This window comes from Vreelandella halophytica (assembly GCF_968193635.1).
In genome coordinates this window covers 124,688-149,319 of sequence record NZ_OZ309107.1, presented here as the reverse complement: position 1 = coordinate 149,319, position 24,632 = coordinate 124,688, and the positions used below count along the sequence as shown (strand labels likewise).

Sequence of the window (24,632 nt, the reverse complement as noted above, 5' to 3'; positions counted from 1 at the left end):
ACCTTGGCGCTTTTGATACGCCAGGGAGGGCGTCATGGCGCTTCAGCTTGTCTGGTTTCGTACCGACCTTCGCACCTTCGATCACGCCGCTTTGGCCGCCGCCGCCGAGAAAGGCCCCGTGGTCGCGGTGTTTCTACGCAGCGTCGAGCAGTGGCAATCCCATGGCCACGGCGCCAACAAGATCGATTTCTGGCACCGCACGGTTCGGGCGCTGAAGGCGTCGCTCAACGAGCTCAACATCCCCCTTCTGCACCGGGATATCGGCCATTATGAGGCCGCCGCCGACACGCTTTTGGAGATCGCCCGCGAGCACGATATAAAGCAGCTGCACTTCAACTATCAATACCCGGTCAACGAGTACCAGCGCGACGAAAACGTGCTCAAAGCGTTCAAGGACGCAGGCATTGCCGCTCACGGCTATCACGACGCCGTGGCCTTCGCGCCGGGCACGCTTTTGACCGGCAAGCACGAGTACTACAGCGTATTCACGCCCTTCGCCAAGGCCTGGCACAAGAACCTCAAGGATTCGCAGCTTCACGTGCTCGACGCGCCCAAAAAGCAGCAGGCGCTCTCTATCGGCAATAGCGCCATCCCGGCGCTGCCCGAACTTGCCCAGGCGCCGGTCAATCAAGACGCCTGGCCCGCCGGTGAAGACGCCGCCGGCGACCGTTTAGCCCACTTTCTGCAAAAGCGCGCCAAACGCTACAACGACCAGCGCGACTTCCCCGCCGTAGCGGGCACCAGCGAGCTTTCCCCTTATCTCGCGCTAGGCGTGCTGTCGTACCGCCAGTGTATGCAGGCGGTGATGAGCCACAACGGCGGCCACCTAAGCGACGGCGACAAGGGCCTGACGACCTGGGTCAACGAGCTGGTGTGGCGCGAGTTTTATCAGCACGTGGTGGTAGGCTTTCCCTACGTTGCCCGCCGTGAGCCGTTCCAGCAGCACACCAAAAAGCTTGAGTGGCGCAGCGACGACGACGGCTTCCAGGCGTGGTGTGAAGGGCGCACCGGCTACCCGCTGGTGGACGCCGCCATGCGCCAACTGGTGACGACCGGCTGGATGCACAACCGGCTGCGTATGGTCACCGCCATGTTTTTGAGCAAGCACCTGCTGATCGATTGGCGCCGCGGTGAGGACTTTTTCCTCACCCACCTGATCGACGGCGAATTCTGCTCCAACAACGGCGGCTGGCAGTGGGCGGCATCCACCGGCACCGACGCCGCGCCCTACTTTCGTATCTTCAACCCCACCACCCAGTCGGAGCGCTTTGACCCCGAGGGCGACTTCATCGCCCACTGGCTGCCAGCGCTTGCCGAACTGCCCGCCAAGGCGCGCCACGCCCCGCCCCGCGACATGCTGACGAAACTCGGTTATCCCGAACCCATCGTCGACCATAAGGCAGCCCGTCAACGAGCGCTCGAGGAATTCAAGGCGCTTTGAAAGCGCTTAAAAAAGCGCCGCTTGAGGTGAGCCAAATCAACGATAGATCGACGATGGCGTGCATTCAGCGGTTTCCGGAAGTAGACTAGGCGTGGCCTTGCCAGCCGTTTGTCGTACTTGACCCAAGCGTTAGCCGGGGGTCGAACGCCACAGGCGGCCAACGTCCACCTTGATATTCGGAACGATTCAGTGACCAAGCAACACTCCTTTGATCGCGAAGAACTGCTGGCCTGCTCCCGCGGCGAGCTTTTCGGCCCCGGTAACGCCCAGCTTCCGGCGCCCAACATGCTGATGCTGGACCGCATCACGCACATCCACGAAGAAGGCGGTGAGCATGGTAAGGGCGAACTGATCGCCGAGCTCGATATCACGCCGGATTTGTGGTTTTTCGACTGCCACTTCCCGGGCGACCCGGTGATGCCGGGCTGTCTGGGGCTGGACGCCATGTGGCAGTTGGTGGGCTTTCACCTGGGCTGGCTTGGCCACCCCGGGCGCGGGCGCGCTTTGGGCTGCGGCGAAGTGAAATTCAGCGGCCAAATCCTGCCCGATGCCAAGACGGTCACCTACCGCATCAATATCAAGCGGGTCATCACGCGCCGGCTGATTCTCGGCATTGCCGATGGCACGGTGGCCGTCGACGGACGCGACATCTATCAGGCTAATGACTTACGCGTTGGCCTATTTACCTCCACTGCGAATTTTTAACAGGAGGCTTCCATGCGACGAGTGGTAGTCACCGGCCTTGGCATCGTATCTTGCCTGGGCAATGACCAGCACCAGGTCCTGGACGCGCTGAAAAACGGGCGTAGCGGCATTCGCTTTAAAGAGGAGTATGCCGAGCGCGGTTTTAGAAGCCACGTGGCCGGCAGCATCCATATCGACCTCGAAGCACTGGTCGATCGTAAGCTTCTACGCTTCATGGGCGATGCGGCGGCCTACGCCTACGTCTCCATGGCCCAGGCCATCGAGGATGCGGGGCTGACCCCGGCGCAGGTGTCCAACGAGCGTACCGGCCTGATCGCCGGCTCCGGCGGCGCCTCCAGCGCCAACCAGGTGGAAGCCGCCGATGTCCTGCGCGAAAAAGGCCTGCGCCGCGTGGGCCCCTACCGGGTGACCCGGACCATGGGCAGCACCGTCTCGGCCTGCCTGGCGACGCCCTTTCAAATCAAGGGCGTGAACTACTCGATCTCTTCGGCCTGTGCGACCTCGGCACACTGCATCGGCAGCGCCATGGAGCAGATCCAGCTGGGTAAGCAGGACGTGGTCTTCGCCGGCGGCGGTGAAGAGGAGCACTGGACGCTTTCGTGTCTGTTCGACGCGATGGGCGCGCTCTCGACCCACTACAACGATTCGCCGGAAACCGCCTCGCGGCCTTATGATCAGACCCGCGACGGCTTCGTCATCGCCGGCGGCGGGGGTATGGTCGTGCTCGAAGAGCTCGAGCACGCCAAGGCCCGCGGCGCGAAAATCTACGGCGAAGTCGTGGGTTACGGCGCGACCTCCGATGGCCACGACATGGTCGCCCCCTCCGGCGAGGGTGCCACGCGCTGCATGCGTCAGGCCATGGCGACCGTGGAGGGCGATATCGACTACATCAACACCCACGGCACCTCGACGCCGGTGGGCGATGTCGCGGAGCTGAAAGCGATCCGCGAAGTGTTCGGCGATACCACCCCGGCGATGAGCTCGACCAAGTCGCTGACCGGACACTCCCTGGGCGCCACCGGCGTGCAGGAAGCGATCTACTCGCTGTTGATGATGCAGCACGGTTTCGTAGCCGCCTCGGCCAACGTCAGCCAGCTCGACGAAAAGGCCGACGGCTTCGACATCGTGACGAGCCGCCGCGACGACGTCGCCATAGAGCGCGCGCTCTCCAATAGCTTCGGCTTTGGCGGCACCAACGCCTGTTTGGTCTTCCAGCGCTACGCTGACTAGACAGGCTACGACAGGCAATCACAAAAACGGCGCCCAAGGGCGCCGTTTTTGTCTGTATAAAGCGTTACTTACCTAGCAGCGTTACTTACCTGGCCGGGGGCGCGGAGCTCATGACCACCGGCTCGTCGCCTCGGGGCACGTCGGAAATCTCGACGAGCGTGGTTTCGATCCAGCGCTCGACCTCGGCCAGTACTTCATCCGGCGTGCGCCCCTCGGTCGGGATCGGCGCGCCGATGCGTACCCGCAATACGCCGGGCTGCTTGACCCAATGGCGCCCGGGCCAGCGCTCGCCGGCGTTGTGCGCCACCGGCAGCACCGGCACACCGGCGCGGCACGCAACGACCGTACCGCTTTTGTTGTAGCGCTTGCGGCTTCCCGGGTCGACCCGGGTGCCTTCGGGAAAGATCAGCACCGAAAGCCCGGTTTGCAGCCGCGCCACGCCCTGGGTCAGCACTTGTTTCATCGCCCGGGCGGGCCGGGAGCGATCGAGGCCGATCGGGCGCAGAAGGCGAAGCCCCCAGCCGAAAATCGGAATGCGCAGAAGCTCCTGCTTGAGCACGGTGCAAACCGGCGGCTTCATCACCTGCAAAAAAACCGTCTCCCACTCGCACTGGTGGTTGGCCTGAATCACGCAGGGCCCGTCGGGGATCTGCTCGCGGCCCTGAATGTCGTAGCGCACGTTGCAGGCCAGCCGGAACCAGAAAATCAAAAAGTAGTTATACAGATTCAACAACCGGTAGCGCCCGGCCAGCGGCAGAAAAGGCGCCAGCGGCAGAAACAGTACGCCGCACAGCAGCATGGCCGAAAAATAGCCCAGGTAGAACACCAGGCTGCGCAGGGCATTGATCAAGCCGACTCTCCTTGTTCCGGGCGGTTCTGGTCGCGGGTCGAACACCATGCGTCCAGCATACGCCCTACTTCCAGACGCCAGGGCTTTTGATGAACGCCAAACACGTCCAGCACGCGGCGGCAATTGAGCACCCGTCGAAGCTTGGCATCGTGGTGATGGTTCAGCGCCTCGACCGCGCCCAGCGTGACCGTTTCGCCGCGGCCTTCCAGATGGGTCGCCAACTGCGTGCGCACCGTGGAGATAAACGTAAAGGTGCTGACCGGCTCGATCCCCGCCAGGTGATAGGCGCCCCAGGCATCGGCGCCGCACTTCTGCTGGGCCAGCATGCCGATCAGCGCCATGGCGGCCGCATCCGCCGAGGTCGGACAGCAAATCACATCCTCGGCGGCGCGCACGCTCTGACCCGCCACCAGGCGCTCGATGATATCGCTCAGCCAGGCATCGCCCCCGTCGAGCGCGAACAGCGGCCCCAGACGCACGATCAAATGACGATGATACTCGCCGCGAATCCGGTCCCCGGTGGCCACCAGCCGGCGCAGGCTCTCATCCCGCGGGGCGGGCACCACGTGCTCGTCGATGGGGATCTCGAAGCCTTCTTCGTAGAGCTGGTCCGACACGCACCATACGAGCGCGATATCGTTGGCCTTGCACGCCTCCATGCAGGCCTCGACCGCATCGGCGTGGGCCTTCACATCCGCGGGGGGCATGACCTGAGGGTGCGCCAGGGGCGGAATGATCACCGCGTGCGGCGCAATCGCTTCGAGCTCGGCCGCGTCGATGCGCATTTCCTGCTCGATGACCAGCTCGGTGTCTGCACGGCGGCTGGCCTCCCGGGCCAGCGCCAGGCTCAAACAGTGCCCGGCATCCAGTATCAAAAGCTTCAAGGCCGACGACCTCCTGTCTCGCGATGCCGGTCACACACCCCCGGCAAATGGCGTGATTAAAACGGAATTTCGTCGTCGAAATCGTCGAAATTGCCCGGGTCCGGGGCGCCGTAACGGCTGTTTTGGTCGTTATTGGGCGCGCCCTGCTGGCCACCCTGATTGGGCGGGTTGTTCTGGCCATTACCGTACTGGTTGCCCGGGGCCTGGTTGTTCTGCGGCGGCGGGTTGTTTTGATAACCGGCATTTTGCGCCGGGGCGTTCTGGGGCGCGTTATTTTGCGGAGCGCCGTTTTGCGGGGCGTTGTTTTGATAACTCTGCGGCGCGCCGCCACCGCCCTGGAAGTCGCCGCCACGGCTATCCAGCATCTGCATGTCGTTGGCGACCACTTCGGTGCTGAAGCGGTCCTGGCCGTTCTGGTCCTGCCATTTACGCGTCTGCAGGCGGCCTTCGATGTACACCTTGGAGCCCTTTTTCAGGTACTGCTGGGCGATCTCGGCGGTCTTGTTGAACAGCACGATACGGTGCCACTCGGTGCGCTCCTGGCGCTGGCCGCTCTGGCGGTCGGTCCAGGTGTCCGAGGTGGCCAGGTTCAGGTTCGCCACCGCCGTACCCGAAGGGGTAAAACGGACTTCCGGGTCCTGACCCAGGTTGCCGATCAGGATGACTTTGTTAATACCGCGCGCCATAGCTCGCTCCTTTTAAATAAGATCCGTTCGAATAGAGGCCGTTCTCAAATAAGGGCCGCTCAATCGTACTGTCGAATCGGTCAGGGTTGTGTCGCCGCCAGCGGTTAGGGTATCACCGATTGCGCCGACACGAATTCACTGTTTGTAGCAGCCGGATCAGGGGTTGTCCGGCGGAATCAGCTTCTCCAATGCGCTCCGGTCGAGCGCATTGCGGTTCACTTTCAAATACAACAAACGCTCTTCGGGCACCACCATCACGTCTTCCACACCGACCACTTCCGCCAGGCGCTGCATCAAAAGATCCAGCGTGTCCGGGTGCGTATCGTCGAGGGCGACGATTTCGCTCGAAAGCGGCGGCGGTGTCGGCAGCCCCCACATGACCAGCCACCAGCCAAGGCCGAGCAGCGCACAGCCAACGAACACCGCGTCCAGCCCCCAGGCGCTCGACAACACCCCGCCCAGGGTGCCGCCCAAAAAAGCGCCCAAAAACTGGCTGGTGGAGTACACGCCCATGGCGGTGCCCTTGGCACCCGCCGGGGCCAGCTTGCTCAACATCGAGGGCAGCGTGGCCTCCAACAGGTTGAAGCCGGTAAAGAAGACGAACAGCCCGACGAAAAGCCCCTTGCCGTGAGACGCCGGCAAGGCAAGCGCAGCCAGGCTCAGCGCGATGGCCGTGATCGCAAGCAGACACACCGTTTTGATGCGCTGGCGCTTCTCCGCCAGGATCATCAGCGGCACCATGGCCACGAAAGACAGCGCCATGATCGAAAGATACACCACCCCGTGGTACTCCATGGCCACCCCGGCACCGATCAGCCGAAAGGGTACCGCCACGAAAATCGCCATCAAAATCAGGTGCAGCGAGAAGATCGAGGCGTTCAAACGCCACAGGTCCGCCCGCGCCGCCACGCTTTTGAACTGCGCCCGGTCCATGCCCACATCCTTGTGGCGCACCCGGCGCGGGGCCGGCGGCACCCAGCGCCACAAAACGAATAGCCCGACGAAAGTGAGCAGCGCAGTGACCCAGAAAATGCCCGAAAGCCCCGCCCAGCCGGCAAGCCAGGGGCCGAGCACCATGGCGACGGCGAAAGAGACGCCAATGGAAAGCCCGATGGTGGCCATGGCGGCGGTACGTACCTGCTCGCGGGTTTGATCGGCCAGCAGCGCCATGATCGCGGCGGCCACCGCGCCGGCGCCCTGCAGCGCGCGACCGGCAATGATCCCACCGATGGAGTCGGCCATGGCCGCCACGACGCTGCCCAGGGCAAATATCAAAAGCCCCAGGGCGATGATACGCTTGCGCCCGAAGCGGTCCGAGAGCAAACCGAAAGGAATCTGCAGCGTGGCCTGGGTCAGCCCGTAAACGCCCAGCGCGACACCGATCAATAGCGGCGTGGCGCCGCTTAGCGTGTCGGCGTAGAGCGCAAGCACGGGCAGCACCATGAAAAGTCCCAGCATACGGGACGCATAAAGCCCCGCCAGCCCACTGATTGCGCGGCGCTCAGAGGCCAGCAGCAGTGTGGAAAGGTTGCGCATAGTGCCCTTTTAAACGGTCGGAGGCGGGTGAAAGCCCAGAAAAGCCGTCCATTCTAGCGCTTTGTCCAGGCGCTGGAAACGCTCGCCTTGCGACAAAGCGTCTCTGCCGCTTTGCCGTAATGGGACCGGCAAACGTATAATCACGCTTTTGCCACGCGATTCGAGGTGTTGATGGACAGCATTCTGGTCAGAGGTGCACGCACTCACAACCTCAAGCAGATCGATGTGGAGCTGCCGCGCAATAAGCTGATTGTGATTACAGGCCTTTCGGGGTCGGGCAAATCGTCGCTGGCGTTCGACACGCTGTACGCCGAAGGCCAGCGTCGCTACGTGGAGTCGCTCTCTACCTACGCGCGCCAGTTTCTTTCCATGATGGAAAAGCCCGATGTGGATCATATCGAAGGGCTTTCGCCGGCGATCTCCATCGAGCAGAAATCGACCTCCCACAACCCTCGCTCGACGGTCGGCACGATTACCGAGATCTACGATTACCTGCGCCTGCTGTTCGCCCGCGCCGGTACGCCGCGTTGCCCGGAACACGGTGAAGACCTGGAAGCCCAGACCATCTCGCAGATGGTCGACCAGGCCATGAATCTGGAGGAAGGCACCCGGCTGATGCTGCTCGCCCCGGTGGTCAAGGGCCGCAAGGGCGAGCACCTGCAGCTTCTGGCCGAGCTTCGCGCCCAGGGCTTCGTGCGCGTGTTGATCGACGGCCAGGTGCTGGAGCTTGACGACATCGCGCCGCTCGACAAACGCAAGAAGCACGACATCAGCGTCGTGGTGGACCGCTTCAAGGTGCGCGACGATATCGCCCAGCGGCTGGCGGAGTCTTTCGAGACGGCGCTGAATTTGGCCGACGGCACGGCGATGATCCATTTCATGGATAGCGAGTGTGAGGACATGGCATTCTCCTCGCGCTTTGCGTGCCCGGTGTGCGGCTACTCGCTCGCCGAGCTCGAGCCGCGGATGTTCTCGTTCAACAACCCCGCCGGCGCCTGCCCCACCTGCGACGGCCTGGGGATCCAGCAGTACTTCGACCCGGAAAAGCTGATTAGCCACGACGAACTGTCCCTGGCCGAAGGGGTGATCAAGGGCTGGGACCGGCGCAACATCTACTACTTCACCCAGCTCCAGGCGCTGGCCAAGCACTATGATTTCGAGCTCGAAACGCCCTGGAACGCGCTCTCGAAGCGCCAGCGCGACGTGATTTTAAACGGTAGCGGCAACGAGTCCGTGCCGTTTAGCTACGTCAGCGACCGCGGCCGCAAGGTGACCCGCGAACACGCCTTCGAGGGCGTGCTGCCCAACATGCAGCGCCGCTACCGCGAAACCGAGTCCAACATGGTGCGCGACGACCTGGCCAAGTACATCGCCATGAAGCCCTGTACCTCGTGCAACGGTACGCGCCTGCGCCGCGAGTCACGCCACGTCTTCGTCGACGATCACAATATCGCCGACATCGTGCGCACGCCGATCGGCGAGGCCTGGGATTATTTTGCCAACCTGGCGTTGCCCGGGCGCAAGGGCGAAATCGCCGAGAAGATCGTCAACGAGATCCACTCGCGGCTCGAATTTTTGGTCAACGTGGGCCTCGATTACCTGAATCTCGAGCGCAGCGCCGACACGCTTTCCGGCGGTGAAGCCCAGCGGATTCGCCTGGCGAGCCAAATCGGCGCGGGGCTTGTCGGCGTGATGTACATTCTCGATGAACCCTCCATCGGCCTTCATCAGCGCGACAACGACCGGCTGCTGAAAACCCTGGAACGGCTGCGCGACCTGGGCAACACGGTGATCGTGGTCGAGCACGACGAGGACGCCATTCGCGCCGCCGATCACGTGCTGGACATCGGCCCCGGCGCCGGGGTCCACGGCGGCGAAATCGTCGCCCAGGGCACGCCGCAAGACATCATGGACAACAAGGACTCGCTGACCGGCCAGTACCTGTGCGGCACCCGCGAAATCGCGATACCGCCCTACCGCATTCCCGGCAACCCGGAAAAGCAGCTGGTGCTGCGCGGGGCAACCGGCAACAACCTGCAAAACGTGACGCTGACACTGCCGCTGGGGCTTTTCATCGCCATTACCGGGGTGTCCGGGTCGGGCAAGTCGACGTTGATCAACGGCACGCTGATGCCGATCGCCGCCCGGGATTTGAACCGCGCCTCGACGCTGACCCCAGCGCCTTATGCGGCCATCGAAGGGCTCGATCAGCTCGACAAGGTCATCGATATCGACCAGAGCCCGATCGGGCGCACGCCGCGCTCCAACCCGGCCACCTACACCGGGATCTTTACGCCGATTCGCGAATTGTTCGCCGGCACCCAAGAAGCGCGCTCGCGAGGCTACAAGCCCGGCCGATTCAGCTTCAACGTCAAGGGCGGGCGCTGCGAGGCGTGCCAGGGCGAGGGCATGATCAAGGTAGAAATGCACTTTTTGCCGGATATCTACGTACCCTGCGACGTGTGCAAGGGGAAGCGCTACAATCGCGAAACCCTGGATATTCACTACAAGGGCAAGAACATTCACGACGTGCTGGAGATGACCGTCGAAGAAGGGCTCGAGTTTTTCAGCCCCGTACCGGCCATTGCGCGGCGCCTGCAGACGCTGTTGGACGTCGGCCTCTCCTATATTCGCCTGGGCCAAAGCGCGACTACGCTCTCCGGCGGCGAGGCCCAGCGGGTCAAGCTCGCCCGCGAGCTTGCCAAGCGCGACACCGGCCAGACGCTCTATATTCTCGACGAGCCCACCACCGGGCTACACTTCGAGGATATTCGCCAGCTTCTGACGGTGCTTCATCGCCTGCGTGACCACGGCAATACCATCGTGGTCATCGAGCACAACCTGGATGTGATCAAAACCGCGGACTGGGTCGTCGATCTCGGCCCGGAAGGCGGCTCCGGCGGCGGGCGCATCATTGGCGAAGGCACGCCGGAACAGCTTGTGAAGAAAAAAGGCTCCCATACCGGCGAGTTTTTGGGACCGCTTTTAAAAAAGAAATAGTCAGAGTACTACTCGCACGTCAAAGGCCGGCGTTAAGCTGGCCTTTGAGGGTCGGTTAAACCCATGGCCACCAGCTAGTCGAGCGTATGCTACTCAAAAGAGGAGAAACCGATCATGGGGCAGGAAAAAAGCTGTATTGTCCGCCATTTCAATCACTTCTATTCGCTGTCAGAAGAGGAAGAGAAGCTGCTCGACTCGCTGGAAGAGAGCCCGGTCGATCAAAAGGCGGGCTCGCTTCTATGGGAAATGAAAGACCCGGCGAACGAATTCTGCACGCTGCGTAGCGGCTGGGCGTACTCCTATCGCCACCTGGAAAACGGCGACCGGCATATTTTGGAAGTGTTCCTGCCCGGCGATATCATCGGCCTGCGCGAGTTCGCCTTCTCGAAGCGCCTGGAAAACGTGCGCTTTATCACCGACAGCGTGGTGTGCCGCTTTCCCCACAAGCGGATGATCGATCTTTTCAATGATTCGCTGCCACTGACCTCGGTGATGTTCGCCATCAGCAGCCGCCAGCAAGCGCTTTTGACCGAGCGGCTGGTCAATTTGGCACGGCGCACTGCGCGCCAGAAAATGGCTCACTTTCTACATGAAATGTACGTTCGCCTGAGCCAGACCAACACAGGTCTTACCGGCCAGTTCCGTCTGCCGCTCTCCCAGGAGCAGTTGGCCGACGTACTCGGCCTTAGCCCGGTGCACGTCAGCCGAACCTTCACGGCGCTCAGCGAGGATGGCCTGGTGTATCGTGACCGTCACCACGTCAATATTCCCGACATGGCGGCGCTGGCCGCGGAAGGCGAGTTCGACGATTGCTACTTAAACGACAGCGTAAGGCCCCTGCTCGGCCAGTCCGATTGATCCGGCTACGCCTTTTTAACCTGCTCAACGTTTGGCCTTTTACATCATGACCACTCGCTTACTTGCTTCTTTCGCGCTGGGCGCGGCCGGGCTTTCGTTTTTCAGTGCGGCGCTGGCCGAGCGCTACCCGGTGAGCCAGGACGCCGCTTTTGACGCCTGGCAAGCCGTGACCCTCGAGGCCCAGGACAAGCGCCATTTTCGCGCCGTCGAGACGCAAAGCTACTCGGACGCCACGCTGAGCGTAAACGCCACCGAAGGCATCTGCCACCTGCCCTGGCTCGAGATGCGCGTCACCCTGGAACAGACGCAAACCGAAAGCCGCGCGGTGAACCTGGTACCGGCCCGGCTACGCGTCGACCAGGCGCCGCTGATCGACACCATGGCGGAGTTTATCGTCGAGGAGGGGGATGACGGCTTCTATAGCCACTTCTACCTGGGCGAGCTCGATGCGCTGCTCGGTCAGATGAGCGACGGCGAGCAGCTTTATATCGGTTTCGATCAGGGCGACGAACCGCCCTGGACCATGACGTTCAGTTTGGCGGGCGCCGGCGAGGCGATTCGCGAAACGCAGCGCCGCTGCGCCAGCGCCTAACGCGAGGCCGGCGCCTGGGCGTTCGGCGGCCGGCGCAGTACGAACTCGACGCGCCGGTTGGCGGCGCGCCCGCTTACGGAGTCGTTCGCCTCGAGCGGGCGCGTATCGGCGTAGCCAACGGCGCGCAGGCGTTCCCGCGCCACGCCTTCCTCTTCCAGGTGGCGCACCACGGCAATCGCCCGCCCCGTCGAAAGCTCCCAGTTGGAGGCAAACGAGGCGGTGGCGATCGGCACGTTGTCGGTGTGCCCCTCCACTGATATCTCGCCATCGAAGGTGTCGATGACCTCGCCAAGGCTTTCCAATACCTCTTCGCCTTGAGCGGTCAGCCGCGCCGCGCCGCTATCGAACAGCAGGCTATCGTCGATGCGCAGGGTAATGCCTTCGCGCCCCTCGGAGACGCTCACGCCTTGAATATCGAGGCCGTCCATCGCCGGGCTCAGCCCACTGTGGAGCGGTTGAAGTCCCGAAGAGAGCGGCTGAATACCCGAGGTCGTGGGTGTGCCGGCGGCTTCGTCGCCGGTGCCCGCCGGGGTGAGCGCCAACAGCAGCACGAACAGCGTGATCAACAACGTCAATACGTCCAGGTAGCTGGTCAGCCACCCATCTTCACTGTCGCCATCCCCGGTGAATGGCGATTCCAGTGCGTGGCGGGCTTCGCGGTTCATCGCCCTACCCCTTGGCAGGCGCGTCGTTCTCGGCGCGCGGCTTCACGTTGGCATCACGAATCTCGTCGTTGTAGTTGGCCACGAAGGAGTTCAACGTCTCTTCGATGAACGACGGCAAGCGGCGCTTGGTGATCAGCGAGATGCCCTCGAGCACCATGTTCATGGTGATCAAGCGCTCTTCGGTGCGCCGCTCGAGTTTCACCGCCACCGGTTTGAAGACCAGGTTGGCAAGCAAGATACCGTAGAAGGTCGTGAGCAGCGCCACCGCCATGCGCGGGCCGATCACCTCCAGGTCACCGGCGTCCATGACCTCCAGCATGTTAACCAGCCCCACGAGGGTGCCGATCATGCCGAAGGCCGGGGCGTAGGTCGCCATGGTGCGAAAGATTTGCGCCTCGGCGTGCTCGCGCGCCTTGAGCCGGGCGATACGCCAGCGCAGCATGTCGAAAATTTCATCTTCCTTGGTGTTGGCGATCACCAACTGAATGCCGGTGCGCAGAAACGGGTTGCGCGTGTGTTCGAGCTCGCGCTCCACCGCCCGTACGTCGCCCTTGAACCAGAGCCGCGACATGGACACCAGCTCGTTGATATCGTCGCGCACGTAGGTGTTCTCGCGGCGAAATACCAGCCCCACCAGGCGTACCACCCGCAGTACCTCCTTGAGCGGGTAGCTAATGAAGGTCGCCGCCAGGGTGCCGGTCACCACGATGGCAAGCCCGGGCAAGTTGAGAAAGCTCTCCGGGGATTCCGCGGTGAAAAACAGCACGCTAACCAGTAGCAGAATACTGGCAAATATACCGATCAAGGTAGAGGGGTTCATCGACGGCTCCTCGCCGGTTGGGTTTAACGGTTAAAATGCGTCAATCTGGCTCGTGCAGCCGCGCGCGCAGACGGCTAATGGCTTGGCTATGCAGCTGTGAAACACGCGATTCGGTCACCCCCAGTACTGCGCCCACCTCTTTCAGGTTGAGCTCCTCCTGGTAGTAAAGCGCCATCAAAAGCTTTTCCCGCTCGGGCAGCGCTTCGATCGCCGCGATCAGGGTTTCGCGCTGCTGACCATCCAAAAGCTCCTCAAAAGGCGCATTCAGCGCCTCCTGAGCGGGTTCCCCGCCCTCTTCCAGAAGCTCCTCGAAGGGCAGCAGGTGGCCGCTGTTGGCGTCGTTGAGCAGTTGGTGATACTCGCCGAGCGGCATGTCCAGATGCCGGGCGATCTCGCCCTCCTCCGGCGCCCGGCCCAGGTTCTGTTCGAGATGGCGGACCGCCTCGTCCATGGCCCGGGCCGAACGTCGCACGCTGCGCGGCAGCCAATCCCGGGTGCGCAGCTCATCGACCATCGCCCCGCGAATCCGCTGGCTGGCAAAGGTGGCAAAGCTCGCCCCCTGGGAGGCGTCAAAGCGCCCGAGCGCCTCCAATAGGCCGACCATGCCGGCCTGAATCAGATCATCGAGTTCGATGCTCGCCGGCAGGCGGACCTGCAGCGCCAGCGCCTGGCGGCGCACCAGCGGCATGTGCTGAGTGACCATTTCGCTGTGTTGAATTCTGCCTTGTGCTGTATACATCCTCGTGCCTCGTGGCTATACACTCGTCACTGGTAGTTCACAATCACGTGAAGCCCTTTTACCCGCATCGGCCGCTGCCCGCGCCCCAATGCGAAGCGAAACGCCAGCGGCGCATCGGCGGAAAGCCCGGCAAACCCGGTTTCGCTTCCGCGCTGGCCGCTTAGCTCGACGCAGCGCTCGGGGTGGCAAAGCCAGGCCCGCAGCGCGGCGTCGAACGGTGCCTCATACCGCCAGTGAACGCCTTCGATACGCCCCTGGGCGATCTCCGCTACCGGCGGCGGCGCCAAAACCTGGCTGCTGACCGCCCGGTCGCTCATGGCCACCATCATACCGGTGACCTCCTTACTCCAGCTGCCTGTGCCCGCCTGAGCGGTCAATGCCAGGCTCGCCCCCATCGCCATGAGTAGCGCGACGCCTTGAAGACTCTTTTTCAGAAAACGCTTTTTCATTGTGGCCTACCGCGCTAGTAGCAGCAGTTCGATATTCAGATAATTCGCCGCCGCCTTCTGCAAATTGTCTAAAAGCCCTTCGCGGGGCAAGCCGGGCTCGTGCAGCGCCAGTAGCTGGCGGGGCCCCTGGTTGTCGTTGAGCTGGCGCAGCGTGCGATACATGCTCGCGAAGGCGTCCGCGTCGCTGCGCACCCAAAGCGCCCAGCGTGAATAGCGCTCGCAAAACGCCTCCAACGGCTCGCTGGCATCCACCGGGATGACCTCCCAGCTTTCCGGGGTCGCCGCCCAGCGCCGGCCAAGCTCGGCCCACTCGCCAAGGCGCTCTTTGACCGGGGCGACGCTTTTCGTCGGTAGCCCCACCACCGCCAGCGGCGTCTTGACCACCGGCGTGGCGGCGTCGCTTGCCGGCGGGGTGGCCTGGGTGTCTACGTCGGGCTCGGCGTGCTCGCTGCCAGCCTGCTTTGCTGGTGTCTCGTCGAGGGCGGCCTGCTGCGCCCGTTCTTCGTTGCGCAGGCTCGCCCACTGGCGCAGCCCCGAGGCCTGGTCGCCGCCGCTCATGCCAGGGCCTCGCGGCTGACGCTACCTAGTTGGCGGATGGCGTCCCGGGTCATCAACATATGCATCAGCGCGTCGAGTAGCGCGGTATCGCGGCGCTTGCGAGATGTTTTGGAAAGGCGCATCACGTCCTGGCGCAGCGTTTGCGCGGCCTCGTCCTCGGCGTTGTCCAGGTGCGTGGCGGCCGCGGCGGCACCGCTGGCCATCAAAAGGCGCAGCTGAGCACTGACCTCGCCGCCATCGGCTTCCTTGAGCGCGCGCCAGGCTCGCTTGGTCAATATAGCCGCGCCTTCGCTTTGCAGCTGAGTGACCAGCAGCGATAGCACTTCGGCCCCCAGCCGCGCCGGGGTGAGCCAGTAGCGTTTGGCCACGCGCTTGGCGCTTTCCGGGTCGCGCAGCTCGCCGTACCAGGCGAGAAAATGCCGCCCGGCCTGGTCGGTGACCTCGGCGTGGGCATTCCATAGCTGTAGCGGCTGGCCGCGAAAGCGCACGTCGACCCGATGCGAGAGTTCGCTTTCGCCAAACAGGGCCGTCAACGCGTAGCGCTCGCCCTGCCAGTATATCCGCTGAGCGCCGGTCGCCTGGCTGACCCAGGTCAAACGCTCGCTTTCCAGCGTGTCCAGGGTCTCGCCTTCGGCAAGGGTCGGCAGTAGATGGACCGCCGCCTGGCGCTGGGCGTCGATACGGGCCTGCCAGCCGGCGGGCTGGCGGTGCTGTAAAAGCGTGAGCGCACAAAGCTGGCCGTCGGCGTCGAGGCTCAGATCCGGCATCGACCACTCCATGCCACGCTCGTTGCGCCGCGGTGACCAGACGATGCCCAGCGCATTCTGCTCGCCCGCCTGGTCGGCAAGTGCCGCCAGGCGCTGGTCGTGCAGTACGCCCGGCAGCGCGCCGATATCCCATACCGCTTCGAGCAGCGCGAACCCGGCCACCCGCTCACGCAGCTGCGCGAGCAGCAGGCTCAACCGGCGCCCCTGGCCCAGCACGTCCTGGGACCAGCGCGGTGCCAGCGGCGCGTTCGGCCACGGCGGGCAGTCCGGTGCGGCGTCGGTATGGCCTGCCAGCGCCTGCTCGACCAGCGCAGCCGGGTCGGCCAGCGCCATATCCTCGGGCACCTGCTGGCCGTTGGAGGAGAACAGCACGCGCAGCCCAAAGCGCATGACGATATCCAGAAGCGGCGCCAAACGCCCCGCTTCGTCCTGTTTGGTAATAATACACTCGTCGAGCTCGGCGCCCGCCGCCCGCGCAGCCTGGCGGTAGCGAAGCACCACCTCTTCCAGGGTTTCGGGTTGGCTGGCGGCGTTGAGCACCAGCACCAGGCGCACCCGGGATTCGCCACCCTGGAGCTGGCCGATCTGCTCGATGACGCGCTGATCGCGCTGGCTCATGCCCACGGTGTCGATGATCACCCACTGCTTGCCGCCTAACCGCCCCAGCAGGTTGTCGATGGGCTGCTCGTGATCGAGGGCGTACATCGGCGTATCGAGCAGGCGCGCATAAATGCGTAGCTGCTCGTGGGCGCCGATCCGGAAGCTATCAGTGGTCACCAGCGCGACGGGGCGGGTGCCGTGGCGCATGACGAAGCGCGCGGCAAGCTTGGCGGTGGTGGTGGTCTTGCCAACGCCGGTGGGCCCCACCAGCGCCACGATACCAGTTTGGTCGAAAAAGTCCGCCTCGCTCTGAAGCACGGAAAGCCGCGCTATCAGTTGGCGGTGCAGCCAGCCGAGCAACCGCTCATCCTGAAGTTCCAGCGCGCCAAGGGAGTCGGGCAGTGCCGCGCCGATCTCTTCGGCAAGCTCACTGCCAAAGCCGGCGCGGGTCAAAAGCGTGGTCACCGTGGCACCGCCGGCGGGCGGCGCACCCTTGGCGTCGCCGGTTTGCGATCGGGCCAACAGGGCACGCATGTCCTGCATTTCGCGCAGCAGCCGCTCGCTGACTTCCTCGAACGGGTGCGCGGGGCTCGCCTTGGCCGGCGCGGGCTGGGCGGCCAGGAGTGTTGGCGCGCTTTCATCCATGCCCACCGCTTCGAGCGGCGCGGCCTGCTCGAGCGCGGCCTCTTCGGCCATGGCCAAAATCTCGACGCCGGTGTCCGTGCGCCGATTGGCGACGATCAGCGCTTCATCGCCCAGCGCCTGGCGCACCTGGCGCATGACATCCCGGCTGTTAGCGCCGACAAAGCGTTTTACGCTCATGGGTTAACCTCCAGGTTTTCCAAAGCGGGGGTCTGCAAAGCGCCCAACGCAACACGCATCACCGGCCACCTACCAGCGTGGTGATTTTAAGCGTACGGTCGTCGGGAATTTCCGCTTGAGACATGACGACCAAATGGCGCAGCCGGCGGCGCAAAAAGCGCGCCACAATAGCGCGAAGCGAGTGCTGCACCACCAGTACAGGCGGCTCGCCGCTGGCCTCCTGGCGCTCCAGCGCCTGCTGCGCCTGGTTCATCAGCGTGTCGGCAAGCCCCGGCTCCATCGCGCCGTTGCCGTTCATCGCTTGAATCAGGACCTGTTCGAGCTGGGCATCGAGGCCGATCACGTTCAGCGTCTCCTGGCCTGCAAACCACTGCTGGGTAATCGCCCGGCCAAGGCCGATGCGCACCAGCGCCGTCAACTCGCCCGGGTCTTTCTGCTGGCCGGCGTGCTCGGCCAGCGTATCCAAAATGGTACGTATATCGCGAATCGAGACGTCCTCTTCGAGCAGATTTTGTAAAATCCGCTGAAGCACGGTCAGCGTAATCGCCTTGGGCACGACCTCTTCCACCAGGGATTTCTGATCGTCGCCCACCTTGTCGAGCAGCTTCTGCACTTCCTGGCGGCCCAGCATCTCCGGCGAATGACGGTGCAGCAGGTGGTTTAGGTGGGTGGCGATCACGGTACTGGCGTCCACTACAGTGTAGCCAAAGACCTGGGCGTGCTCGCGCTGGTTGGCATCGATCCACACCGCCGGCAGACCGAATGCCGGGTCCTGGGTGGGCGTGCCGGAAAGCTCGCCGGTGACCTGACCCGGGTCGATCGCCAGCCATTTGCCCGGCTGGGCGTCGGCCCGACCGATCTCCGCGCCCTTTAGCGAGAGCACGTAGGTGTTCGATGAAAGCTCCAGGTTGTCGCGGATATGCACCACCGGCGGCAGAAAGCCGACGTCCTGGGCAAACTTCTTGCGCACGCTTTTGATGCGCGCCAAAAGCTCGCCTTTCTGGCGCGAGTCCACCAGCGGAATCAGCCGGTGGCCCACCTCGAGTCCCAGGGTATCCACCAGTTGGACGTCTTCCCAGCTCGCCTCCGGGGTTTCCTGCACCGCCGCCGGGGCCTCTTTTAGATCCTCGGTGACCAGCGCTTTCTCCTGCATACGCGTCAAAAGCCAGGCCAGACCGCCGAGCACTCCGGTAAAGATCAGAAAGACCAGGTTAGGCATGCCCGGCACCATGCCTAAAAGCCCCATCACCGCCGCGGCCAGAATCATCACCTGGGGGTTGACGAAAAGCTGGCTGATCATCTGCTGGCCCACGTCCTGATCGGTGTTGACGCGAGACACGGTGACACCGGCGGCGGTGGAGATCACCAGCGCCGGAATCTGGGCGACCAGGCCGTCGCCGATGGTAAGCAAGGTGTAGGTGCGCGCGGCGTCGCCAAAGCCCATGTCATGTTGCATCATACCGATCAACAGCCCGCCGATGACGTTGACCACCATGATGACCAGCCCCGCCATGGCGTCGCCGCGCACGAACTTGCTGGCACCGTCCATGGAGCCGTAGAAGTCGGCTTCCTGAGCGACTTCCGAGCGGCGTTTCTTGGCATCCTCTTCACCGATCAAACCGGCGTTCAAATCGGCGTCGATCGCCATCTGCTTGCCGGGCATGGCGTCCAGGGTGAAGCGCGCGCCGACCTCGGCGATGCGCCCGGCACCCTTGGTGATGACCATGAAGTTGATGATGACCAGAATCAAAAACACCACCATACCGACCGCGAAGTTACCGCCGACCAAAAAGGTACCGAACGCTTCGATGACCTTACCCGCCGAGGCCCCGCCCTGGTGGCCCTCCATGAGCACCACCCGGGTCGAGGCGACGTTGAGTGACAGGCGCAACAGCGTGGTGAACAGAAGCACCGCCGGGAAAGCGGCGAAGTCCAGCGGCTTCGAGGCAAACATGCTGACCAGCAGCACCATGATGGCCAGCGCGATGTTGAAGGTGAACAGCATATCCAGCGCGAACGGCGGCAGTGGCAGGATCATCATGCCAAGGATCATGAGGATCAGAAGCGGGCCGGCCAGCAGCTTCATGGGCACACTGCCAAACGGGTTGCGCTGGCTGATTAATTGGCCAATGTTCATGAACGTGCCTCGCTAGCCCCGGGGCCACGGTTGGGATGCGTCATTTCGTCGGGAACCGGTAAATGTTCAGGGGTCGGGGGCGTTTCGCCCCCTTCTTGCGCCACGCTTTTCAAACGGTACGCCCAGGCCATGACCTCGGCCACGGCGGTGTAGAGTTCTGCCGGTACTTCGCCATCCAGATCCACGTGATGATAAAGCGCCCGAGCCAGCGGCGCCGCTTCAAGACGTGGCACCTTCGCTTCAAACGCCAGCTCGCGAATGCGCGCGGCCACCGCGTCGGCGCCTTTCGCCACGACGCGCGGCGCGCCCATCTTGCCTTCCTGGTAAGAAAGCGCCACCGCATAGTGCGTCGGGTTGGTGATGATCACGTCGGCCTCGGGCACTTTACTCATCATGCGCCCTCGGGCCATGGCCTGCTGCTGCTGACGGATACGCCCTTTGACGTGCGGGTCGCCCTCGGACTCCTTGTGCTCGCGCTTGATCTCTTCCTGGCTCATGCGCAGCTTTTTGGCGTTACTCCAGAGCTGAAAGGGCACGTCGATCAATATCACCACGACCAGCGAGAAGATCGCCAGCGCCGCCGCCAATGCCGCCATATTCAGGGCATCCGCCAGCGCCTGTTGAATCGGCTGGTCGGGCAGGCCCAAAAATCGGTCGATATTGACGTAGATGAACGCGCCGGAGATGCTGCCGACCAGGACCGATTTGGCGATCGCCTTGGCAAGTTCGATGAGCGCCTGGCTCGAAAAGATGCGCTTGACGCCGCTGATCGGATTGAGTTTCGAGAATTTCGGCTTCATGGCTTTGGCGGATACCAGCCAGCCGCCCAGCAGCGCCGGCGCGACCATCGCGACGACACCGAGCAGTACGAAAAGCGGTATCAGCGAAATCAGCGTCCGCCGGCCCAGATCGAGCGCGGTGGTCAGCATGGGCATGGTATCGAAAGCCTGTCGGCGGTCGAACAAAAACGCCCGCTCCATGACCATGCCGAGCTGATCGTAAAGCATCTGTCCCATGCTCCAGAGCCCTATGACACCCGCCAGGAGCAACAGGAAGGTCGTGAGCTCGCGCGAGCGGGGGACCTGGCCCTCCTCCCGGGCTTTCTCTTTTCGTCGAGGCGTGGCCTCTTCGGTCTTTTCCTGATCGCTATCGTTGTCTGCCATCGACCATCCGGCTCATCAAAAACCGCGCACCAAAAGTCAGCCGCCCCGAAGGGCGGCTGAACAAGATGCCTAGTGTGCCAGATGAGACGCGGGACAATGTCTTAATAACGCGGCATTAAAAGCCTAATTCGTCCAATAAGTCGTCCACCTGATCCTGGCCGGTGACGATATCCGGTGCGGATTCGTTGATCTGCGGGCCGTTGAGAAGCTCCTCCTTGCGCCGGGCAGTGTCGTTTTCCCACTGATCCTGAGCCTTGCGCTGCATGGTTTCCCGCGCCTCGGCACCGGGCACGCTATCGATCAACACCTGCACCAATTGGTGTTCGATTTCGCGGATCACGTCCATCATCTTCTTGATGACCTGGCCGGTGAGATCCTGGAAATCCTGCGCCATCATGATGTCCATCAGCTCTTTATTGGTCGCGGCGGTGACCTCGGGCACGTTATGAAGATAGGCGCGCGTCTCTTTGACCAGGTCTTTCGCCTCGTCAAGCTCCTGGGGCGCTTCGAACCAGGCGTCCCAGCGCTTGTCGAGCGCGGTGGCGCGATCGGCCAGATCATCCTGCAGCGGCTGCGCACGGTCGATCGCGTTGAGCGCCTTATCCGCGGCCTGCTCGGTCATGGTGGCAACGTAGTGCAGCCGGTCGCGCGCATCGGGAATCGCTTCCGCCGCTTTTTCGATCTCCTTGTCGAGACCCAGCTCGCGCATGTTGTCGCGCAGCATGCGGGTTAGCTTGCCGATCCGGTGTATCAACTCTTCTGCGGCTTCGTCGGGCAATTGGTTAGTGCCTGACTCCTCATTCTGACTCATGGTGCTCTCCTCGCGAGCCAGGCGCGGGCCTGGCTCACTTTATTTACCCATTTTATCAAAGATTTTATTGAGCTTTTCTTCGAGGGTGGCGGCGGTAAACGGCTTGACCACATAGCCATTAGCACCGGCTTGAGCCGCGGCGATGATATTTTCCTTTTTCGCCTCGGCGGTCACCATCAGGACCGGCAGCTCTTTCAGAGCATCGTCCTGGCGAATCTCCTTGAGCATCTCGAGACCGTCCAGGTTGGGCATGTTCCAGTCGGACACGACAAACTCGAAATTGCCTGCCCGCAGCTTGTTGAGCGCGTCCTGGCCGTCCTCGGCCTCATCGACGTTGGTAAAGCCAAGCTCTTTTAACAGGCTGCGTACGATGCGGCGCATGGTCGGAAAATCATCCACGACCAAAAAGCTCATGTTTTTATCGGCCATTGCTCTTTCTCTCCACGTATATGGCGTTAAGTACCCCTGCGCTGTGTCAGGGGCGTTGAATTAAAAGGATTCCCACTCTTCGACCGCGCTTTCACGCTTGCCGGGCTTTTCCGAACGCGGCCCACTGTGTTTCGCCGGGGACGCCAAAGCGGGTTTACGGGCGGCCTGCTGGCCCGCGGCGTGAGCGCCGGAAGCCGACGCGCGACTCTGCTGGCCTTCCAGCACTTTAAAGACCGCGACCGCCTGCTCGAGCCGGCTGGCCTGGTCCTCGAGCGATGCCGCCGCTGCCGCTGCCTGCTGGACCAGGGCCGCGTTTTGCTGGGTGACTTCGTCCATCTGACCCACGGCGTGGCTGACCTGTTCGATGCCGTCGCTCTGCTCCTGGGAGGCCGCAGAGATTTCATCCATGATGTCGGCGACCCGGCGAACGGCGCTGACCACGTCGGTCATGGTGGTGCCGGCCTGCTCGACCAGGCTCGAGCCGCTGGCGATCTGCTTGACCGAGTCATCGATCAGGGTTTTGATCTCTTTGGCCGCGTCGGCGCTACGGCTGGCGAGGTTGCGCACCTCGCCGGCCACGACGGCGAAACCGCGGCCCTGCTCACCGGCCCTGGCGGCCTCGACCGAGGCGTTCAGCGCCAGTATGTTGGTTTGAAAGGCGATCGAGTCGATGACGCTGGTGATGTCCGCCACTTTTTGCGAGCTTTGCGAAATCCCGTGCATGGTCTGCACGACCTGCTCGACGACCTGGCCGCCCTGCTCGGCGGTGGACGATGCCTCACCGGCAAGCCCACTTGCCTGACGGGCGTTATCCGCGTTCTGTTTTACGGTCGCGGTCATCTGCTCCATGCTCGCCGCTGTTTCCTCGATGGACGCAGCCTGCTGCTCGGTCCGCGAGGAGAGCTCGGTATTACCCTGGGCGATTTCCCGCGTGCCGTGGTGAATCGAGCCGCTGCCTTCGCGTACCCGGCCGACCAGCCGGATGAGGCTCTCCTGCATGGTTCCCATCGCCGCGAACAGCTGGCCGATTTCGTTATTACCCGCCTTGGGTAGTGGTTCGGTCAAATCGGCGTCGGCAATCTTGTTGAGACGGCGCACGGCGTCGTTGAGCGGCGTCGTCACGGTACGGCGCAAACCGATATAGATCGCGACGACGATCAGCAGCGTCACGAGTACCGCAACGATATAGAGCACGTTGAACAGATGGCGCTGGTCCTGAATATCCTCATGGATTTTGTCCACGCGCGCGAACCCGCCATCGGAAAATTCGCTAATACCGTCCACGAGCGCGAGAAGCGGAGCCCTTAGCTCCAGACGCAGCTCGTTGAATCGTTCGATATTACCCGCCTGAAGGCTTGCGTACTGCTCCTTGACCAGGGGCATGAGCCGCTGATAGCTCTCGATCACGGGGCGTGCGAGCTCTTCGCCGAGAGGCGTTTTGGGAGAGGCGATGAAATTGTTGAAGCGCATCTCCGTACCCTCGATATGCCTCGCCGCTGCCGCCATCGCCGAGCCGACTCTTTCGTCCTGGCCGGCCACGGAATAACTCAAGCTCATCTCCAGTACCCGCATCGACTGGTTGAGCAGCGAATCGCCTCGATTGAGCTCGTTGAGCTGGTCGCGGCTGATCATCGTCAATAGATTGACGTTTCTCTCGGTGGAGCGATCCGTCATTATGTTGAGCGCGATCAGCGCCAAGATCAGTACGCTGAAAAAGCCCAGTGCCGCAATGACCGCCGTGTGAATACTCAGGTTTCGTGTGAACCGCGCCATTTAAATGATCCTTGGTATGTAACGTTTTTTCTGGTTTAAACCCGCTGCGCGCGGCCCGAAGCGGCGACGAGCGCCATCAAGCGCGCGGGAATATCGTCTAGCGCCAGGGTCTCCCCGGCGCCGCCTACCGCAATGGCTTCCCGCGGCATACCGAAGACCACGCACGTCTGTTCGTTTTGGGCAATCGTCGGCGCGCCGGCCTGGCGCATCTCCAAGAGCCCGGCGGCGCCGTCCTTGCCCATGCCCGTCAGGATGACGCCGATGGCGTTTTTCCCGGCGTGTTTGGACGCGGAGTGAAACAGTACGTCCACCGACGGCCGGTGGCGGTTGACCGGGTCGCCGTCGTGCAGGCGAACCACGTAGTTGGCGCCGCTTCGCGCCAGTTCCAGGTGCTGACCGCCAGGCGCGATATAGGCGTGACCGGGCAGTACTCGCTCGCCTTCCGACGCCTCCTTGACGGTGATCCGGCAAAGCCGGTCGAGGCGCTCGGCGAAGGAGTGGGTAAAGCCGCCGGGCATGTGCTGGGTAATCAAAATGGCGGGGGCATTGGCCGGTAGCGGCTCGAGCACGCTGCGAATCGCTTCGGTACCGCCGGTCGAGGCGCCGATGATGATCAGCTTTTCGCTGGTGACCAGTGGCGCTTTCAGCGCCGTGGGCGCCGCCGCCGGCTTACGCGCCTGGCGCGGGCGTGAGCGGGCCGCGGCACGAATTTTCTCGGCGATTTCGTTGGCGTACTCCATCATGCCGCTGCGTACCCCAAGGCTTGGCTTGGCGACGAAATCCAGCGCCCCGAGTTCCAGCGCGCGCAGCGTGATCTCCGAGCCGCTTTGGGTCAGCGACGACACCATCAGCACCGGCATCGGACGCAGGCGCATGAGCCGGTCCAAAAAATCCAGACCGTCCATACGCGGCATCTCGACGTCCAGCGTCAGCACATCCGGGTTGTACTGTTTGATCAAATCCCGGGCCACCAGCGGGTCGGGCGCGGTGGCGACCACTTCCATATCCGGCTGCTCGTTGATGATCGTGGTCAGCAAATCGCGAATCAGCGCCGAGTCGTCCACGCATAGCACTTTGATTTTGGCAGTACTCAAAGCCCGCCTCCTGTTATTGAACT

General features: G+C 63.0%; 22 protein-coding genes. 6 read left to right on the top strand and 16 right to left on the bottom strand.

Annotated features, from left to right (window positions below; all coding sequences use genetic code 11):
- Positions 1-34: 34 nt before the first annotated feature.
- The 3 genes from phrB to fabB all read left to right on the top strand — a co-directional run bounded on the left by phrB (position 35) and on the right by fabB (position 3,376).
- On the top strand, positions 35-1,441 hold the full coding sequence (gene phrB / locus ACWHXT_RS00690) for a deoxyribodipyrimidine photo-lyase (protein WP_447956882.1): 1,407 nt from the start codon (positions 35-37) through the stop codon (positions 1,439-1,441).
- 189 nt (positions 1,442-1,630) lie between these two features.
- A complete protein-coding gene (gene fabA / locus ACWHXT_RS00685) occupies positions 1,631-2,146 on the top strand; it encodes a 3-hydroxyacyl-[acyl-carrier-protein] dehydratase FabA (RefSeq protein WP_447527387.1) in 516 nt (171 codons plus the stop codon).
- A gap of 12 nt (positions 2,147-2,158) precedes the next feature.
- Positions 2,159-3,376, top strand: a complete 1,218-nt coding sequence (gene fabB, locus ACWHXT_RS00680; protein ID WP_447956881.1) for a beta-ketoacyl-ACP synthase I — start codon at positions 2,159-2,161, stop codon at positions 3,374-3,376.
- A gap of 85 nt (positions 3,377-3,461) precedes the next feature.
- Here fabB and ACWHXT_RS00675 read toward each other — a convergent pair whose 3' ends face one another.
- From ACWHXT_RS00675 to ACWHXT_RS00660, 4 genes are all read right to left on the bottom strand, one after another.
- Positions 3,462-4,226: a lysophospholipid acyltransferase family protein gene (locus ACWHXT_RS00675; protein WP_447956880.1), complete on the bottom strand. Its 765-nt coding sequence runs from the start codon at positions 4,224-4,226 to the stop codon at positions 3,462-3,464.
- Complete coding sequence (locus tag ACWHXT_RS00670; RefSeq protein WP_447956879.1) at positions 4,223-5,110, bottom strand: sugar nucleotide-binding protein; 888 nt, start codon at positions 5,108-5,110, stop codon at positions 4,223-4,225. Before ACWHXT_RS00670 ends, ACWHXT_RS00675 begins: the two co-directional genes overlap by 4 nt.
- Before the next feature lie 56 nt (positions 5,111-5,166).
- Positions 5,167-5,796 (bottom strand): single-stranded DNA-binding protein, encoded by a 630-nt coding sequence (locus ACWHXT_RS00665; RefSeq protein WP_447956878.1) that lies wholly within the window; start codon positions 5,794-5,796, stop codon positions 5,167-5,169.
- A 156-nt stretch (positions 5,797-5,952) separates the two neighbouring features.
- Positions 5,953-7,332: an MFS transporter gene (locus ACWHXT_RS00660; protein WP_447927641.1), complete on the bottom strand. Its 1,380-nt coding sequence runs from the start codon at positions 7,330-7,332 to the stop codon at positions 5,953-5,955.
- 171 nt (positions 7,333-7,503) lie between these two features.
- Between ACWHXT_RS00660 and uvrA the strand changes: the two genes are divergently transcribed.
- The 3 genes from uvrA (at position 7,504) to ACWHXT_RS00645 (ending at position 11,782) form a co-directional block, all read left to right on the top strand.
- The gene (gene uvrA / locus ACWHXT_RS00655) at positions 7,504-10,332 is read left to right on the top strand and encodes an excinuclease ABC subunit UvrA (RefSeq protein WP_447956877.1); all 2,829 of its coding nucleotides are present in this window, start codon (positions 7,504-7,506) and stop codon (positions 10,330-10,332) included.
- Between the two features lie 114 nt (positions 10,333-10,446).
- Positions 10,447-11,190, top strand: a complete 744-nt coding sequence (locus ACWHXT_RS00650; RefSeq protein WP_447927639.1) for a Crp/Fnr family transcriptional regulator — start codon at positions 10,447-10,449, stop codon at positions 11,188-11,190.
- A 46-nt stretch (positions 11,191-11,236) separates the two neighbouring features.
- A complete protein-coding gene (locus tag ACWHXT_RS00645; RefSeq protein ID WP_447894851.1) occupies positions 11,237-11,782 on the top strand; it encodes a hypothetical protein in 546 nt (181 codons plus the stop codon).
- On the opposite strand, the gene ACWHXT_RS00640 is transcribed toward ACWHXT_RS00645, so the two are convergent.
- The 12 genes from ACWHXT_RS00640 to ACWHXT_RS00585 all read right to left on the bottom strand — a co-directional run bounded on the left by ACWHXT_RS00640 (position 11,779) and on the right by ACWHXT_RS00585 (position 24,609).
- Positions 11,779-12,447: an OmpA/MotB family protein gene (locus ACWHXT_RS00640; protein WP_447956876.1), complete on the bottom strand. Its 669-nt coding sequence runs from the start codon at positions 12,445-12,447 to the stop codon at positions 11,779-11,781. The two genes, ACWHXT_RS00645 and ACWHXT_RS00640, sit on opposite strands and share 4 nt — an antisense overlap.
- A 4-nt stretch (positions 12,448-12,451) precedes the next feature.
- Positions 12,452-13,267 carry a motility protein A gene (locus tag ACWHXT_RS00635; protein WP_447527377.1) on the bottom strand — a complete coding sequence of 272 codons (816 nt, stop codon included), beginning with the start codon at positions 13,265-13,267 and terminating at the stop codon, positions 12,452-12,454.
- 40 nt (positions 13,268-13,307) lie between these two features.
- On the bottom strand, positions 13,308-14,006 hold the full coding sequence (locus ACWHXT_RS00630) for an RNA polymerase sigma factor FliA (protein ID WP_447527376.1): 699 nt from the start codon (positions 14,004-14,006) through the stop codon (positions 13,308-13,310).
- 26 nt (positions 14,007-14,032) lie between these two features.
- On the bottom strand, positions 14,033-14,455 hold the full coding sequence (locus ACWHXT_RS00625; protein WP_447956875.1) for a flagellar protein FlhE: 423 nt from the start codon (positions 14,453-14,455) through the stop codon (positions 14,033-14,035).
- Between the two features lie 6 nt (positions 14,456-14,461).
- The gene (locus ACWHXT_RS00620; protein WP_447956874.1) at positions 14,462-15,013 is read right to left on the bottom strand and encodes a hypothetical protein; all 552 of its coding nucleotides are present in this window, start codon (positions 15,011-15,013) and stop codon (positions 14,462-14,464) included.
- A complete protein-coding gene (gene flhF / locus ACWHXT_RS00615) occupies positions 15,010-17,202 on the bottom strand; it encodes a flagellar biosynthesis protein FlhF (protein WP_447956873.1) in 2,193 nt (730 codons plus the stop codon). The genes ACWHXT_RS00620 and flhF overlap by 4 nt, the downstream gene beginning before the upstream one ends.
- Positions 17,203-17,260: 58 nt before the next feature.
- Complete coding sequence (gene flhA, locus ACWHXT_RS00610) at positions 17,261-19,339, bottom strand: flagellar biosynthesis protein FlhA (protein WP_447927632.1); 2,079 nt, start codon at positions 19,337-19,339, stop codon at positions 17,261-17,263.
- The gene (gene flhB, locus ACWHXT_RS00605; RefSeq protein WP_447927631.1) at positions 19,336-20,502 is read right to left on the bottom strand and encodes a flagellar biosynthesis protein FlhB; all 1,167 of its coding nucleotides are present in this window, start codon (positions 20,500-20,502) and stop codon (positions 19,336-19,338) included. The genes flhA and flhB overlap by 4 nt, the downstream gene beginning before the upstream one ends.
- A 115-nt stretch (positions 20,503-20,617) precedes the next feature.
- Entirely contained in the window at positions 20,618-21,313 is a 696-nt protein-coding gene (gene cheZ / locus ACWHXT_RS00600) for a protein phosphatase CheZ (protein ID WP_447927630.1), read from the bottom strand.
- A 39-nt stretch (positions 21,314-21,352) separates the two neighbouring features.
- Positions 21,353-21,742, bottom strand: a complete 390-nt coding sequence (gene cheY / locus ACWHXT_RS00595; RefSeq protein ID WP_447927629.1) for a chemotaxis response regulator CheY — start codon at positions 21,740-21,742, stop codon at positions 21,353-21,355.
- 60 nt (positions 21,743-21,802) lie between these two features.
- Positions 21,803-23,515 (bottom strand): methyl-accepting chemotaxis protein, encoded by a 1,713-nt coding sequence (locus tag ACWHXT_RS00590; protein ID WP_447956872.1) that lies wholly within the window; start codon positions 23,513-23,515, stop codon positions 21,803-21,805.
- Between the two features lie 35 nt (positions 23,516-23,550).
- Positions 23,551-24,609: a protein-glutamate methylesterase/protein-glutamine glutaminase gene (locus ACWHXT_RS00585; protein ID WP_447927627.1), complete on the bottom strand. Its 1,059-nt coding sequence runs from the start codon at positions 24,607-24,609 to the stop codon at positions 23,551-23,553.
- Positions 24,610-24,632 lie beyond the last annotated feature (23 nt).

Bases quoted from the DNA above. Each gene is read 5' to 3' on its own strand.
- phrB (WP_447956882.1), top strand. From the start codon at position 35: ATGGCGCTTCAGCTTGTCTGGTTTCGTACCGACCTTCGCACCTTCGAT.
- fabB (WP_447956881.1), top strand. From the start codon at position 2,159: ATGCGACGAGTGGTAGTCACCGGCCTTGGCATCGTATCTTGCCTGGGC.
- ACWHXT_RS00665 (WP_447956878.1), bottom strand. From the start codon at position 5,796: ATGGCGCGCGGTATTAACAAAGTCATCCTGATCGGCAACCTGGGTCAG.
- ACWHXT_RS00660 (WP_447927641.1), bottom strand. From the start codon at position 7,332: ATGCGCAACCTTTCCACACTGCTGCTGGCCTCTGAGCGCCGCGCAATC.
- uvrA (WP_447956877.1), top strand. From the start codon at position 7,504: ATGGACAGCATTCTGGTCAGAGGTGCACGCACTCACAACCTCAAGCAG.
- ACWHXT_RS00650 (WP_447927639.1), top strand. From the start codon at position 10,447: ATGGGGCAGGAAAAAAGCTGTATTGTCCGCCATTTCAATCACTTCTAT.
- ACWHXT_RS00645 (WP_447894851.1), top strand. From the start codon at position 11,237: ATGACCACTCGCTTACTTGCTTCTTTCGCGCTGGGCGCGGCCGGGCTT.
- ACWHXT_RS00640 (WP_447956876.1), bottom strand. From the start codon at position 12,447: ATGAACCGCGAAGCCCGCCACGCACTGGAATCGCCATTCACCGGGGAT.
- ACWHXT_RS00635 (WP_447527377.1), bottom strand. From the start codon at position 13,267: ATGAACCCCTCTACCTTGATCGGTATATTTGCCAGTATTCTGCTACTG.
- ACWHXT_RS00630 (WP_447527376.1), bottom strand. From the start codon at position 14,006: ATGTATACAGCACAAGGCAGAATTCAACACAGCGAAATGGTCACTCAG.
- ACWHXT_RS00625 (WP_447956875.1), bottom strand. From the start codon at position 14,455: ATGAAAAAGCGTTTTCTGAAAAAGAGTCTTCAAGGCGTCGCGCTACTC.
- ACWHXT_RS00620 (WP_447956874.1), bottom strand. From the start codon at position 15,013: ATGAGCGGCGGCGACCAGGCCTCGGGGCTGCGCCAGTGGGCGAGCCTG.
- flhF (WP_447956873.1), bottom strand. From the start codon at position 17,202: ATGAGCGTAAAACGCTTTGTCGGCGCTAACAGCCGGGATGTCATGCGC.
- flhA (WP_447927632.1), bottom strand. From the start codon at position 19,339: ATGAACATTGGCCAATTAATCAGCCAGCGCAACCCGTTTGGCAGTGTG.
- flhB (WP_447927631.1), bottom strand. From the start codon at position 20,502: ATGGCAGACAACGATAGCGATCAGGAAAAGACCGAAGAGGCCACGCCT.
- cheZ (WP_447927630.1), bottom strand. From the start codon at position 21,313: ATGAGTCAGAATGAGGAGTCAGGCACTAACCAATTGCCCGACGAAGCC.
- cheY (WP_447927629.1), bottom strand. From the start codon at position 21,742: ATGGCCGATAAAAACATGAGCTTTTTGGTCGTGGATGATTTTCCGACC.
- ACWHXT_RS00590 (WP_447956872.1), bottom strand. From the start codon at position 23,515: ATGGCGCGGTTCACACGAAACCTGAGTATTCACACGGCGGTCATTGCG.